9 protein-coding genes are annotated in these 16,178 nt (G+C 28.9%); 6 read left to right on the plus strand and 3 right to left on the minus strand.

Features of this window, described 5'->3' with window-relative positions:
• Window positions 1–253 precede the first annotated feature (253 nt).
• Genes PVA18_RS03055 through PVA18_RS03065 form a run of 3 tightly spaced genes read left to right on the plus strand, consistent with a single transcriptional unit; the run spans window position 254 to window position 6,664 of the window.
• A complete protein-coding gene (locus tag PVA18_RS03055) occupies window positions 254–5,005 on the plus strand; it encodes an NAD-glutamate dehydrogenase (protein WP_045804650.1) in 4,752 nt (1,583 codons plus the stop codon).
• Window positions 5,006–5,009: 4 nt separating this feature from the next.
• Window positions 5,010–5,291 carry a Sec-independent protein translocase subunit TatB gene (gene tatB, locus PVA18_RS03060; protein ID WP_045804649.1) on the plus strand — a complete coding sequence of 94 codons (282 nt, stop codon included), beginning with the start codon at window positions 5,010–5,012 and terminating at the stop codon, window positions 5,289–5,291.
• The gene (locus PVA18_RS03065; RefSeq protein ID WP_045804515.1) at window positions 5,288–6,664 is read left to right on the plus strand and encodes a PleD family two-component system response regulator; all 1,377 of its coding nucleotides are present in this window, start codon (window positions 5,288–5,290) and stop codon (window positions 6,662–6,664) included. Before tatB ends, PVA18_RS03065 begins: the two co-directional genes overlap by 4 nt.
• A 432-nt stretch (window positions 6,665–7,096) precedes the next feature.
• On the opposite strand, the gene PVA18_RS03070 is transcribed toward PVA18_RS03065, so the two are convergent.
• The 3 genes from PVA18_RS03070 to efp form a co-directional block, all read right to left on the minus strand.
• Window positions 7,097–8,017, minus strand: coding sequence for an RluA family pseudouridine synthase (locus tag PVA18_RS03070; RefSeq protein ID WP_086375093.1), 921 nt, complete (start codon window positions 8,015–8,017; stop codon window positions 7,097–7,099).
• A gap of 651 nt (window positions 8,018–8,668) precedes the next feature.
• Window positions 8,669–9,433, minus strand: coding sequence for an inositol monophosphatase family protein (locus PVA18_RS03075; protein WP_045804513.1), 765 nt, complete (start codon window positions 9,431–9,433; stop codon window positions 8,669–8,671).
• A gap of 191 nt (window positions 9,434–9,624) precedes the next feature.
• Complete coding sequence (efp, locus tag PVA18_RS03080; protein ID WP_045804512.1) at window positions 9,625–10,194, minus strand: elongation factor P; 570 nt, start codon at window positions 10,192–10,194, stop codon at window positions 9,625–9,627.
• A gap of 493 nt (window positions 10,195–10,687) precedes the next feature.
• On the opposite strand from efp, the gene PVA18_RS03085 reads away from it, so the two are divergent.
• The 3 genes from PVA18_RS03085 to PVA18_RS03095 all read left to right on the plus strand — a co-directional run bounded on the left by PVA18_RS03085 (window position 10,688) and on the right by PVA18_RS03095 (window position 16,164).
• Window positions 10,688–14,074 carry an FAD-dependent oxidoreductase gene (locus PVA18_RS03085; protein WP_045804511.1) on the plus strand — a complete coding sequence of 1,129 codons (3,387 nt, stop codon included), beginning with the start codon at window positions 10,688–10,690 and terminating at the stop codon, window positions 14,072–14,074.
• A 625-nt stretch (window positions 14,075–14,699) separates the two neighbouring features.
• Entirely contained in the window at window positions 14,700–15,380 is a 681-nt protein-coding gene (locus tag PVA18_RS03090; protein WP_045804510.1) for a phosphatidylserine decarboxylase, read from the plus strand.
• 4 nt (window positions 15,381–15,384) lie between these two features.
• Window positions 15,385–16,164, plus strand: coding sequence for a CDP-alcohol phosphatidyltransferase family protein (locus PVA18_RS03095; RefSeq protein ID WP_045804509.1), 780 nt, complete (start codon window positions 15,385–15,387; stop codon window positions 16,162–16,164).
• Window positions 16,165–16,178: the final 14 nt, after the last annotated feature.

Raw genomic sequence — 16,178 nt, forward strand, 5'->3', positions numbered from 1 at the left:
TCCATTGAAAAAAAACACCTATAACATATTTAAATTGTGTTTAATACATACACACGCTGTATATGTCTTAACTTACAGCTGTTTTTTATATTATCTATCTCTAAATATCCTAGTACATAATATTTCATAATACATTAAATTGTGAATTCATATCAGCACCCTAAAAATTAATTGCATTATACTTTAAAGAAGTATAATAGTATTTTAACAAAAATAACTTACTATATAATTGTCAACTGGCGCAGCTAAAAAAATGCTTAACAATTTCAATCAAAAGATTATTGATTCAATCTTAGAATTAATAAAACAGGAAGATGACTATCTATTCAAAAGCTTTATTAAACAATTCTACAGTTTCTCTTACAATAGCAATATTACATTAGATACCAACTTTTTTTTATTCATAGCACGTGATTTATATGAACTTATTAAGATTAAACAACCTGGAGAAAGTAAAGTAAAAATATTCAATGTAGAACAACAAAACAATGATATTATAAGCAATGCAACTATTATTGAAATCATAAATGACAATTTACCATTTATAGTTGATTCTATTATCATTGCAATAAAGAAACACCATGCATCAATATATTATTATACAAATGCTGTGCTAAATATTGAACGCAAAGAAAAACATATACATACTATATCACCTGCACAATCTTGTTCAAACGATGAGACAAGTGAGTCAATAGTATATTTTACTATTAGTAATGTCGATGAAGAATCTCATAAACTATTAAAACACGATATTGAAAAAAATCTACAATTAGTTAGCTACTGTGTTAATGACTGGAAATCAATGTTATACCATTTCGATTCAGCATTGAATACTATGAAAGCTTCCTATAGCAATTCTATAGAAGAAGAAATTACATTCTTAGAATGGTTAAGAAAAGATAATTTTATTTTCTTAGGATATGAAGAGTACATTGTAGACCAAAACAAATTAGTAATTAATACTAAAACCAGTCTTGGACTACAGCGAGTTAATACATCAGATGGATCTATTAAAAATTTACCTGAATCTAAAAAACACATATATATCATACAATCTAACATTTTATCTACTGTGCATAGATATGAATACATGATTTGTATAGGACTTAGAATATTTACTCAAGACAATATTTTGATAAAAGAACATTGTTTTTACGGATTTTTTGCCTCCATAATTTCATTTCAAGATGCAAATGCTATTCCATTAATTCGCAGCAAAATAAAAGCAGTAGAAAAAAAAGCAGGATTTACTAGAGGTGGACATAGTAATAAAGCATTGATTGATATATTACAGAGGTTATCTAGAGACGAATTATTTCAATTTTCCGAAGAAGAACTATTTAAAATTTCAATTGGAATACTGTCTTTAGCTAACAACCCAAAAATTAAACTTTTCATAATAAAAAGTCAAAGTCACAATTTTATAAATTGCATAATTTTTATACCAAAAGTTTTAGCAAGCACTGAACTTGCAAATAAAATGAGTTGCATATTAGAACAGATGCTCCCAGGTAAAGTTGTCAACAATCAATATAATATGTTAAATGAGTATAATCTAGTCAGGTTGCAGTTTATACTAAAAGCACGAGATAAGTTATTTAGTGACTTTTCGGAATCAGAAATCGAAGAAAAATTAATTGCAGCATCTAGAAGATGGGAAGATAAATTACAAGATGTCATGTATTGTAATTTAGGATCTATAAATCCATTTTTACAATATTTAACAGCATTTCCACCAAGCTACCAAGAATATTTTAATTCAAAAAGTGCTTATCACGATATAATAAAATTAGAGCAAGTTTGTAAATATAATACTAGTGAAGCTGACCTTTATTTAATCAAAAATAGTGTTCATTATCAGTTAAAAATATACATACCTCAAGAAAGCAATCTTCAACTTTCAGAAATATTGAGTATAGTAAAAAAAATGGGAACAAATATAATTTTACACCATAGCTATACTATTACAGCCAAAATTACCGTATATTTACATCACTTTATACTATCAAATACAAAACAATCCTTTGACCATAACAGTATCAAACAGCAATTTGAAACCACAATTAAAAAAATATTTGCTAAAGAAATAGAAAATGATTACTTCAATAGCTTAGTCATATTAGCTAACTTAAATTGGAGAGAAGTTATGCTGATAAGAGTCTTAAGTAGATACTTAAAGCAAGTGTCATTTAACTATAGTCAAATTTATACTCAGAAAGTTGCTATTAGATATCCAAAAATCTTGTTCCATTTTATAAAATTATTTGAAGCCAGATTTAATCCAACATTAATTACCAATCAGGAATCTAGTTCCATAGAAAATAAAATTAATGAACTATTACTAGAAGTTACAGACGTAGTACATGACCACATTTTACGATGCATGTACGCATTAATTTTAGCAATTTTACGTACGAATTACTATAAAGGAAAAGATTATCTGTCTATAAAATTAGATTCAAGTAAAGTACCAAACATACCTTTACCATGTCCCTTCAGAGAAATATATGTATACTCTAATTTATTTGAAGGTATACACTTACGAGGTGGAAAAGTTGCACGTGGAGGGATTAGGTGGTCTGACAGAACAGAAGACTTTCGCACAGAAATATTAGGATTAATGAAAGCACAAATGACAAAAAATTCTGTGATTGTTCCAGTAGGATCTAAGGGAGGATTTATCTTAAAACGTACACAAAAAAATGCAGCTTTGTCAAAAAGTACTGCTATAGAATGCTATAAAAATTTCTTAAGAGGAATATTAGACATTACTGACAACATTATCGATGATAAATATGTCACACCTAATGATATTATTAAATATGATGAATATGACCCATACCTAGTAGTTGCAGCAGATAAAGGAACTGCTACATTTTCTGACTATGCAAATGAAATTTCCGAAGAATATAATTTCTGGCTAGGAGACGCTTTTGCATCTGGAGGATCAGTCGGATTTGATCATAAAAAAATGGGCATTACAGCAAAAGGAGCATGGGTAGGAGCCCAAAGGCATTTCTGGCTTATGGACAAAGATATATATAATGAACCATTTACAGTGATTGGTATTGGAGACATGTCCGGAGATGTATTTGGCAATGGAATGCTATTATCTGATAAAATACACCTAATTGGAGCATTTAATCATAGTCATATTTTTGTTGATCCATCACCTGACCCACAAAAAAGCTTTCTTGAACGTAAGAGGTTATTTAACTTAACTAGTTCTTCATGGGAAGATTATGATAAATCATGTATTTCAAAAGGTGGAAAAGTTTTTAATCGCAACTCTAAAATACTAGACTTAACCCCTGAAATAAAAACACTATTTAATATTAGTGAAGATCAGATTTCTCCAAATACACTTATCAGACACTTATTACAAGCAAAAGTTGATATGATATGGAATGGAGGGATAGGAACATATATTAAATCTTCACAAGAAAGTAATGCCGCAGTAGCAGATAAAACCAACGATGCACTAAGAATTAATGGATCTGAAGTAAAAGCTGCAATGATAATAGAAGGCGGAAATTTAGGATCTACACAACTTGGAAGAATTGAATATGCTAATAATGGAGGAAAGATCAATACTGATTTCACAGATAACTCTGGAGGAGTGATATGTTCTGATTTTGAAATCAATATAAAAATATGTCTAAGGCTAGCAATGCAAAACAACTATATTTCTTTAGCTGAGCGTAATAAGATACTAGATGACATAATGCATGAAGTACCATCAATAGTTTTAGAGTCACACAATAAACTAGAGACAAAAGCTTTAATGTTAGAATGTATACAAGCACAAAATAGAATAGAACAACATCACAGACTGTTAAAATATTTAGAAAAAATTCAAGTATTAAATCGAGACATAGAATTCTTGCCAAGTGATGAAGAAATTACAAAAATGAGTGCTGAAATGAAAGGCTTTACCTGTCCTCAGATTGCAATATTGATAGCATATACCAGAACATTTATAAAAAATGAGGTTATGCTTTCTAATATTTTCCATCACTCAAGCAATTTATCAAGTTTATATGAATCCCAATATTTACTATCTTACTTCCCTCAATATATAAGAGATAATTTCGCACAATATATAAGGCAGCATCCTTTGAAAAAAGAGATATTAGCAACGTGTATAGTGAATGATATAGTAAATAGAATGGGATGTATCTTTGTAAATCACATCATTGAAAACATTGGCATTACTGTTGAAGACACAATCAAAATATATGTTATAACAACCCACATATATAACTTATATGAAATATGGAAAACATTAGATAAGCTAGACAGCAAAATTCACATTAATGTATACACAGCCTTAATTAGAGAAGTACAAAAATTTATAGGACAAGTTACCTTCTGGTTTATTAGGAACTCTTCCAAAATTACAAATATAGACACAAAATTAGAAGAATTATCATCACAAATATCCTTACTCGAAGAAAATATAGAAAGCATTTTATGTAATGAATCTCTAGAAATATACAAGCATACTTTATCCTCTCTAAGTGAACACAATATTGAAGAATCAATCATAAAAAAAATCACAAAATTAAAATTCATGACCGCTTTTCTCGATATAATACATCTAACAAATAGTTCAAATTCACCACTGTTAGCTGTGGGAAAAATATATTTTCAGCTGAGATCATTGCTGAACTTTAGTCGTATACGTGACCTTGCAGCACACATGGAATCAAATTCCTCATACTGGCAGCGTATTGCTATTAGAAATTTACTTGATGATCTAAATGACTATCAATCTATAATAACAGAAAATATTCTAAAACAGATAGAACCCACACTATCACTAGCAGTAAAATTAGATAAGGTACAAAGCATAATTAATGATATAATTCAAAGTTGGTATATAAACAATCAAGAAAAATTGAACAGATATTATAACTTTTTAAATGAAATCAATACAACTCAACTTGATTTAAGTAAATTAATGCTTATAATAAAGTCTCTTGATATGTTTATTAATTGAAGTAGTGTTTAGCGTTGGTATATCGGAAATTATTGTCATAATTTTAATAGTATGTTTAGTAATTAACCCAAAAAAACTCCCTTTTTTAACAAAAAACCTAGGAATTTATTATAAAAAATTTGTAAGTGTAAAAGGTGAAATACTTAATTACTTTAATAAGGTTTACATAGATTGTACAGGAGAACAAAATGATAATGTTACCATTAAAGAAATAGTAGGAGATGATGGAAAAATATATAAAAGCTATGAAATAAAAAAGATACCGAATAAAAAAGAAGACATATGACTGCAAAAGTATTAATAGTAGATGACTTACCTGCAAATATAAAATTACTGCAAGCTAAGCTCATCAGTGAGTATTATAATGTTTTAACAGCAACAAATGGAATGGATGCAATAAAAATTGCTGAAGAAAAACATCCAGACATAATACTATTAGATGTTATGATGCCAGAAATGGATGGATATGAAACCTGCAAGAGATTAAAATCTAATCCAGCAACTACATATATTCCAATAGTAATGGTTACAGCTCTTGATAATACATCAGACAATAGAGTAAGTGGCCTCAGTTATGGTGCAGATGACTTCTTAACAAAACCTATAAACGACACAGCTCTATTTGCACGAATTAGATCATTAACAAGATTTAAGATGGTTATAGACGAATTAAGATTAAGAGGAAAAACAAACGCAGATATGAGCGTGTTACATAGTAACATGATGGATTACGCAAATAAAATTGACGATGCTAGTATCCTAATTGTTGATGAAGATATTATCCGATCTGAACATATAAATAACGTTTTGCAAAAATCTTTTCAGCAAACTGTAGTTTCACATAACATAGATCAAGCATTGACTTTAAGCAATATACAAAATTATGATTTAATCATTATTGATTTAGAATTCTCTGGAGACGGATTGAGACTATGCTCACAATTACGCAACAAAATTGAAACACGTTACACTCCTATTCTAGTTTTACTCGATGATCATGAAAATCCAAAGTTATTAAGTAAAGCTTTTGATATAGGGATTCATGATTATATTACAAATCCTATAGACAGTAATGAACTTATCGCAAGAGTAAATGTTCAAGTAAAAAGGAAAAGATACCAAGATGCTTTGAGAATCAATGTAGATACTAGCATGACAATGGCTATAACTGACCCTCTAACAGGATGCTATAATAGACGCTATTTTGATATGCATTTTCATAATATGGTAAACGAATTACTACAAAAGGATAAAAATTTATCTTTAATGATACTAGATATTGATCATTTTAAAGAAGTCAACGATACATTTGGACATACTGTTGGAGACGAATTATTGCAACAGTTTAAAAAACGAGTATCAGACAATATACGTATCACAGATTTATTAGCAAGATTTGGTGGAGAAGAATTTGTTGTAATATTACCAGATACAACCATTACTACAGCAGAACAAGTAGCCTCACGAATTCTTAGTGTAATAGAACAAACTCCTTTTAAAACAAGTATAGGTGATATAAGCAAAACTGTTAGTATTGGTGTAGTCGAAGTACATAAATCTGACATCAACAACATAAAACAATTGATAGACAGAGCTGATAAGTGCCTATATGAAGCAAAAAATACAGGAAGAAACAAAGTTATTACGTATTCATCATAAATATAACAAAATGCTTATTATATTTTTGTACTTTCTAGATCAGTTGTAATTTATAAAGTATACGAATATTCTATAATATTCTGAAATCTACATCTTATAAATTTTAGTAATTTTCAAACTATGAATAAAATATAAGACCTTAAAAATGCTTTATATACATAGTATAACCCAATAGAAAACTTCCATATACCACTATGAAAGTACTTTTTATTAATTAAATATATATTATCCAATTACAGTTTTAATTTGAAAGAATTAGATTAGGTCTAAATTTCATTTGTAATTTAATAAATACACTACACTTTAGAGCTTACATTTAGCAACAACCGAATATACTATTTATATAACCCTTACACTAACTACAAGTAGATGTCATGAATTTATAAATACAATGCTTTTAACATATAAGTTTTACACTTCTACTCATAACAACTATAACAATTTCTCCTCAATACATATAATTGTATCTTCCATATAAGATGGAATAGGAGCAGTAAATGTTAACTCTTTAGTCCCTATGTTAATTGATAAAGAATATGCATGTAATTGTAAGTGATCATTTAATACATGTTTACAAAATTTCCCGTATTTCTTATCACCAATAATAGAACACCCAATTTGTGATAAATGTATCCTAATTTGATGTTTTCTTCCAGTAACAGGCTTCAATTCAAGCAATCCAACATCATAAGGTAACTTCTTCAAGACAGAAAATAAAGTAATAGCTTCTTGTAAACAGGAGTTATCAATTTTTTCTAAAGAAAGAGTATGTTTGTTTTTAATAATAGAATGATTGATCTGACCAATATCATTCTCTGGAATCCCTTGGGTCAATGCTAAATATTTCTTTGTTACCCTTCTATTCTTAAATTCTTGCATAATTAATCTGGATACTCTTGCATTACGAGCTAATATCAAAACACCACTAGTATCCTTATCCAACCTATGAACAATTTTCATAGATTCTCCATCTATAATTTTATTTACAATATCACTAATACTAACTTTAACCTTAGTACCACCTTGAACAGAAATGCCAGTAGGCTTATTAATCACCAACACATCATCTTTATATAAAATATTATTACGAATCAAACTAACTAGAAAATCACTATCAGACTCAGAAACTTTTTTACTGTGTTTCTTTTCACAGATAACCCCATTATATTTTATATAAATTACACTCCCAACATTAATCCTTGTATCAGATTTTACCTTCATATTATCAAGTAATATCATACCTTTACGTAAAAACTTCTCAACCAAAGACTGAGGGATTTTTAATTCTCTTCTAATAAACTTATCTATTCTTATATTCTGATCATCTTCTTGTACAGTATAATATTTATCCATCATTACCTAAGTTTTTAAAACAGCATATAAAAGAACCACAAACTCTTAACAAAATCTACACTCAAACTAAACATACACTTTTGCATATATCTGCTAGTTCCTACAATTCAGAATCATGTTTTCTATACAACATTTACTCATCGTTATCTAAGCTTTTCAAAAATAGCACATAAAATAATAACTAACTTTCTATAAACTCCCAACCTAAAAACATGGACATCACTTACCAACTTCTATCATTCTACTACTCAGAAATCATGATAAAGTACAATTGATTTATAAATTAATCACATGTTAATACAATAACCTCTACCAAAAACATATTGCAATAATACAGAATTCCCTCTACATTTATTAATATAGGGCCTTAATAATAGCATAGTAAACTAATACTACACTCTGTAAAATAAGTAAATGTTTAACTTATAAGCAGATTATGAATAAATTTTTCTGCATTACAATACAAAACTATCCTAAAAAAAACAACACAGAATACCTAATACTAAATTTATAACTTTACCTACTCATCGTTAAATTTCTTTCTCAAGTAATCATATAATTACTAGCTATAAAAAAACTATCATCACATTATAACTTTGCCTTTACTTTTCTCATAAAATCTATAAAAAACATAAAATTCTATAATCCTACTTACTCATCGTTAAATTTCTTTCTCAAATAATCACATAAGGTAAAATTACTAGCTATAAACAAATCATTATCACATACAATTTTGCCTTTACTTTCTTCAATAAATAATCTACCCACAGCAGCTTGATATTTATTAATATTAGAATAAATTAAGGCATCATAAGACGCTGAACACAAATAAGAAAATCCCAAAGCCATAGAACCCATAGCACGTATTATAACAGCCTGAGAATTAAGCTGACTATCAATCACACCAACACTAAGATGTGTAATAACAAAATCAATTACAGCCCTACTTATACTTTGTTTATTTCCTACATGCATTTTTATATAACGAGATTGCACATTTTCTGAGAAAGCACCTATCCCTTTTTCTACGTAAAAAGTTTCTTTTAGTATTGGAGCATCAATTATAGCAGCAATAGGCTCTCCATGATGAAAAAAAGCAATTAACGTAGCAAAATAAGGCAAATAATTTATAAAATTAGTTCTACTATCTATTGGGTTAACAAACCAAAAATTTTCTCCAATCTCAGATACATTTCTAGTATCATCAAATATAATGCCATAATCTTGTCGATAACTGTATAATCCATCAGTAATAATTTTTTTTGACCTCAAATAAGCAGATCGAGTAAAATTACTTGCAGCAGTATAAGAAGATTGCATATACCGGATTTCACTAAAATCTCTAATTAAAGCCCTAGATGATTGTCTCACTGACTTTAACATAATATTAGTAACAGAAGAAAAAATTACAGACATTTACAACTCCTTACTTTTAATACAACTCTATAATTAAGTAACTACTCAACATATAAATAGAACTTAATAAACAGCCAGATACATTTTTACTTACAACGTCTTTATAGACACAAACAAAGAATAAAACTAGTCCAGCATATGTTGCAGAACATGCCCTTCTACAAGAATACAAATACTAAATTAACTTAACATTATCCCTTTGCTCGCTCATAATAGCTATCATCTGGAGTATAAACAACTATTTTATCTCCAGGCTTAATAAATGTAGGGACGCTAATACGTTGATTATTTTCTAACATTGCTACTTTATAAGCAGAAGAAGAAACTGTCTGCCCTTTAATGACAGCTTCGGTTTCAACTACTTGAAGAGTTACATAATCTGGCACCTTAGCAGATATTATTTCTCCATTATAGAACACTAAAGTAATAATAATATTATCCTTCAAATATATACTCTTATCACCTAATATATCTTTACTAATTGTCAGCTGTTCATAAGTCTTAAGGTGCATGATAGTAATCATTGAACCATCACCATAGATATACTGATAATCAGATTCATCAACAATAGCACGCTTTATATCTCCATCTGCACGAAACCTTTCATGCTGTTTAGTACCAGTTTTTAAATTTTTCATTTCAGCTTGTATATAGGCTCCACCTTTACCTGGCTGAGTATGCATAACTTTTACAACTAAATACAAAGCATTATTATGTTCTAATATATGCCCAGGCCTAATATCACTCCCTCTTTCTGCCATCTTTCACAAACAAAAAACTACAACTTCGGAATTTTATTCTTAAAGTATAAGTAATTCAAGAAAAATAAACACCTATAGTAACTTTACTCATAAATATATTATGTTATCAACTATATAATAAAGACCTTTAATTAATCATTTAATATAAGTTCATACCAATTTTTATTAAGATCTCATATACAACATCTTACCAATGACTAGAATATATAACCATCATATAAATAAAAAATAAAATAAGCTTAGATAAGATTTAGAATGAACACATATAGTAAATTATGATGTATACTAACAGCAATTCTTTAATACTAATAATTTTATAATTACAATGAATATATCAATGATATATATTTCTAATACACCAATTATAGTAAACATGATTTATCATGTCATAATTTTAGTGTTAAAAAATAGAACTGATAACTACAACTTTCAACACTTATAATATAAGATTATCATATTTCAACCAATATGTTACACTCTTTATAAAAAAATTATGTTAGAATTCGAACTTACTGTACAAAATCTATATACCAGGGAAGGTTTAGTCAAATTAGACAATCTATTTCTATCATATCTACAGTCTAATAACCAAGATCTACACAACATATTAATTAAAGAACGCAAGAAAGATATTAAATCTGACAATACATCATGTATTATAGACCTTTCATATGTAGTTGAGAATTTCATAACAAAATTATTTAGAATTGAAAATGAAGTAGTAACACAACAAAATGCACACAAAGAATTTTCAGAAATATATAAATGTAAAAGATTATTTATACAACGTTATGCCCTTAAGAAATATCCAAACATTAACAATTTAAACATATCAGAAATAATACAGAAAATTAGCCAAATATTTAAATTGCCTATTCAAGAGAAAGAATTTGCTCAACAAGTATTACTATGGCTTGAAGATCAAGAAAAATATTCAGAAAACCTAGACATTACAGCTAAATACGCTGCATATATGGTACATTCAAAATCAAATAGTATTTTATTCAATGTACCAAATAAAATAGACTTTAACAATCTAGTCCCTACAACAACAAAAACTATAAATAACAATACAACTGTAATGACATCAGAGCATCTCAAACGCAGATATGGCTTTAGCCTCACTCATAAAGAACCTACCTTATATCAAGCCTTAAACAACTGTCATTATTGTATTTTTTGCCACAAACAAAATAAAGATAGTTGCTCAAAAGGATTATTAGAAAACAACAATTCATTTAAAAAATCAACATTATCCATAGAGTTATATGGTTGCCCTTTAGAAGAAAAAATATCAGAAATGAATTTAGTAAAATCGCAAGGATATACTATAGCAGCATTAGCAATTGCTATGATTGATAATCCGTTATGTGTTTTAACAGGATATCATATTTGTAATGACTGTACTAAATCGTGCATTTATCAAAAACAAGATCCTGTAAATATACCAATGATTGAAACTCAAATTGTCAACAATGTCCTCACTTTAAGTTATGGATTTGAAATATACTCATTACTCACCAGGTGGAATCCTATAAATTTTGAACGACCACTTCCTCAAGTACATACAAATAAAAATGTACTAGTCATAGGGCTAGGTCCAGCAGGAATTAACCTATCACATCATCTTCTAAATGATGGACATACTGTTGTTGCAATAGACGGATTAAAAATTGAACCTTTACCACAACATATTTCCGGAGTTACTCAATTCGGAGAAAAAACAGAATTTAAATTAATCAAAAATGTAAAAGCAGAATTATATGAAAACCTAAACGAACGTATACCTCATGGATTTGGAGGAGTATCTGAATATGGTATTACTGCAAGATGGAACAAAAATTATCTAAAAATAGCAAGGCTGATACTAGAGAGAAGAAAAAATTTTGCAATGTATGGAGGAATAAGATTTGGTAGTACATTAACAATAGAGCATGCTTTTGAAATGGGGTTTCATCATATTGCTCTTGCAACAGGATCCGGTAGCCCAAATATAATAAATGTACATAATTCTTTGGCACGAGGAGTACGCATGGCATCAGATTTTTTAATGTCACTACAACTGACTGGAGCTGCAAGAACAAATTCAATTGCAAACTTACAAATTAGATTACCTATCATCATCATAGGTGGAGGATTAACAGCAATAGATGCAGCAACAGAAGCTCTTGCGTACTATCCATTGCAAGTAGAAAAATTCCTTACAAGATACGAAGCATTGACAAAAATCTATGGCAAATCACACATAGAAACAAATTGGACAGAAGAAGAAAAAATTATTGCAAATGAATTTTTAAGCCATGCAATTCAAATCAGAAAAGAAAAAACATTAGCTAAAGCAGAAAATAGAGAAGAAAAAATTATCGAGCTACTACAATTATGGGGAGGAGTTACTATCGTTTATAGAAATCAGTTGTTAGATGCTCCAAGTTATAAATTAAATAATGATGAAATAAATAATGCATTATCAGAAGGAATATATTTTATAGAAAATTTACAACCATATAAAATGATAACTGATCAGTACAATCACATAAGTAATATCATATTGATTGATCAATACAATAACAAAAAAACCCTTCCTACAAAAACCATCATAATTGCAGCAGGGACTAAACCAAACTTAATTAGCATAAAAGAAAATCAACAATTTTATGCATTAGGTCAAGATTTCACCCATACCTTTGATTTACAAGGCAACAGCACAATAATAACTGCATCTCCAAAATTTACAAAAAAAGATAGTATATTTATATCACATGATAAAAAAATTAGTATTTTCGGAGATCTACATCTGCCATATAGAGGTAGTGTAGTTAAAGCAATGGCAAGTGCTAAAAATGGATATCCAATTATAACGCAGATATTAAAACAATACTCACCAACAAAAGAGACCCAATTACTAACAAAACTAAACCACAAGTTAAAAACATATATAGTAAACATAGAACATATTACAAAAACTATCACTAAACTTACTATTTTAGCTCCTCTTGCAGCAGCTAATTTTAAACCTGGGCAATTCTACAGATTACAAAATTTTGAATGTAATAGCTTAAATATAGAAAATACACAATTAGCAATGGAAAGCATAGCATTAACAGGAGTTTCTGTAGATAAGAAGAAAGGATTAATATCAACTATAGTATTGAATATAGGAGGATCTAGCCACTTATGCAATTATCTTAAAAAAAATGAACCTATTATTTTCATGGGCCCTACTGGAACCCCAACAGAAATTCCTCATAACCAAAACATAATCTTAATAGGTGGAGGAGTAGGCAATGCTGTATTATTCTCAATAGGCAAAGCATTATTATCAAATAATTGCAAAGTTTTATATTTTGCAGGATATAAAAAAGTAGAAGATGTATTTGAACCATCATCTATAGAAGAATCATCAAATACCGTAGTGTGGTGTTGTGATGAAAAAATGATTGAACCAAGAAGAATTCAGGATAAATCCTACCATGGAAATATAATTGATGCCATAATTCAATATAACAATCATCTGTCAAAAGATACTGACATACCTTTAGATTCTGTAGATCGAATTATTATCATTGGTTCAAGCCATATGATGGATGCAGTATCACATGCTATATTCAATCAATTACGTATTCTTTTTAAAAAAGAGATTAAAGTTATAGCTTCCATTAATTCTCCCATGCAGTGTATGATGAAAGAAATATGTGCTCAATGTTTACAAAAACATATAGATCCAATAACAAAGCAGGAAAATTTTGTATATAGTTGTAATAATCAAGACCAGCATGCAAATTACGTAGATTTCAAATTCTTAGATGAAAGACTTAAACAAAATAGCTTGCAAGAAAAATGCACCAAACAGTGGATAGATTACTGTCTACATAAACTATAACTAAAAAAACACTACATAACATTTTCCTTATGAAACACACAACACACTTAATGCTCCATCAATTAAACTTTACTAAATGTAACCCTAGAAAGACATACTAAACAATAAGTAGATTCCTACATAAGTTATATAACTCAAGTAAGATAATACCTTAAGTTTACCAACATACTTAATATGTCCTGTAATCTTTATACTTAACTCAATTATAACTCAAGCAAACATATTAAGTAGTAGATAGTATTTACTGTATAAGTTACCACTAAATAAGAACATTACGTAATACCTTTCTTATAAACTTACTCAAATATACTCAGGATTCAATTGATATGAACCCTATACATATAAAATTCTTCATTTCATACTGTAAAAATTACTAAGCTAGTATTGTTAGTACAATATTTAAAAACTCTGATATTTTACAAAAAATATGATAAGTAAAAGTATTGCAAAACTCTGAATAGCAAACTTAATTATATTAACCCAGATTCACACTTTAGTATTAAAATAACAACACAAAACAATACAGACTATCACAATATACCTATAAATCACATAAACCTATCAAATATTAATTGCATAAAATACTGCAAAGTTTATAATCTGTTAAAAAGTCTGAGGTTGAGTAATGCTTTACAATTTTATTCATAACATCCACAGAGAGGGATATGTATTTATAATGATATCATTTTTTATGTCTTGCATTGGATTTGCTATTTCTTGCAGCTTAGGAATAATTTGTTTAGTTATGTCATTATTGTGCATATATTTTTTTCGTGACCCTATACGTGTAGTACCAGAAGGAGATAATCTAGTTCTTAGTCCAGCTGATGGTGTAATATTGGATATTAAGGAAGTTAGCTCTCCTATAGATAATTCTACACAAGTAGTATGCATTAGTATTTTTTTAAACATATTGAATGTTCATGTAAATCGAATTCCTGTGTCTGGAGTTATTAAGAATACAGAATATATACCAGGAAAATTCTTATTAGCTTCACTAGATAAGTCCAGTGAGTTAAATGAAAGACAAAGGTTAGTTATTGAATCTAAGCTTGATAGCCACTCGATTATTATAGATCAAGTTGCAGGACTGGTAGCACGGCGTATAGTATGTAATGCATATGAAGGCCAAAATGTTAACTCCGGTGAGAGGTTTGGTATTATTAGATTCGGTAGTCGGGTTAATCTGTATTTACCATCAAGTGTCCATATATCAGCATTTGTAGGACAAACAGTTATAGCTGGAGAAACTATTTTAGCATATCTGCAAGAAGCTCCTAAACAATTAACAGTTAAGTCTGTATAAGAATATGAAAGAGGAACAAAGTAGCAAGTTTTTTCCTATTGCTAGGTTATTTCCTAACATAGTTACCTTACTAGGTTTATGTGCTGGTTTGACTTCTATAAAATTTACTTTTATTGGTAAATGGGAGTCTGCTGTCATGTTTATTATCATAGCAGCACTCATAGACGGAATGGACGGTAGGATTGCCAGATTACTGAATTCCACTAGTGGCTTTGGTGCTCAGCTTGATTCCTTTGCAGATTTTTTAAACTTTGGCGCTGCTCCAGCATTTCTATTATATTTTTGGTCTCTCAAGCAAATTAAAGTAATAGGTTGGATGCTAGTAATGATGTTTGTAATGTGCATGTCAATCAGACTTGCAAGATTTAATATGTCTTTATACGAAGAAAAAAAATTAGATTGGCATAAGTTTTTTTTTGTAGGAGTACCTGCACCACTGGGAGCAGTATTATCATTAATTCCAGTAATGCTAACTTTTTACTATCATGATAATCATTGGTGGGTTCAAAACTTATCTGATCAAAATAATGTAGCAGTATATTTTGCTGTAATTGCATTCTTATCAGCAAGCAACATTCCTACATTTTCCGCAAAACATCTTTATATACCAAAAAACCTATCTTATATATTTATTCTACTGTTTGGTATATTTATTGTATTTGCAATAACAAAACCATGGATAACATTTCCAATTGTTGGAATGATATATATATTATCAATCCCCATCAGTAGTGCGATATACATATACATTATGTATAAAACTAAAGTCAAACCAGTAAAATAGGTATCATATAGATC

The organism is Ehrlichia muris subsp. eauclairensis (assembly GCF_051097115.1).
Lineage (GTDB): Bacteria > Pseudomonadota > Alphaproteobacteria > Rickettsiales > Anaplasmataceae > Ehrlichia > Ehrlichia muris.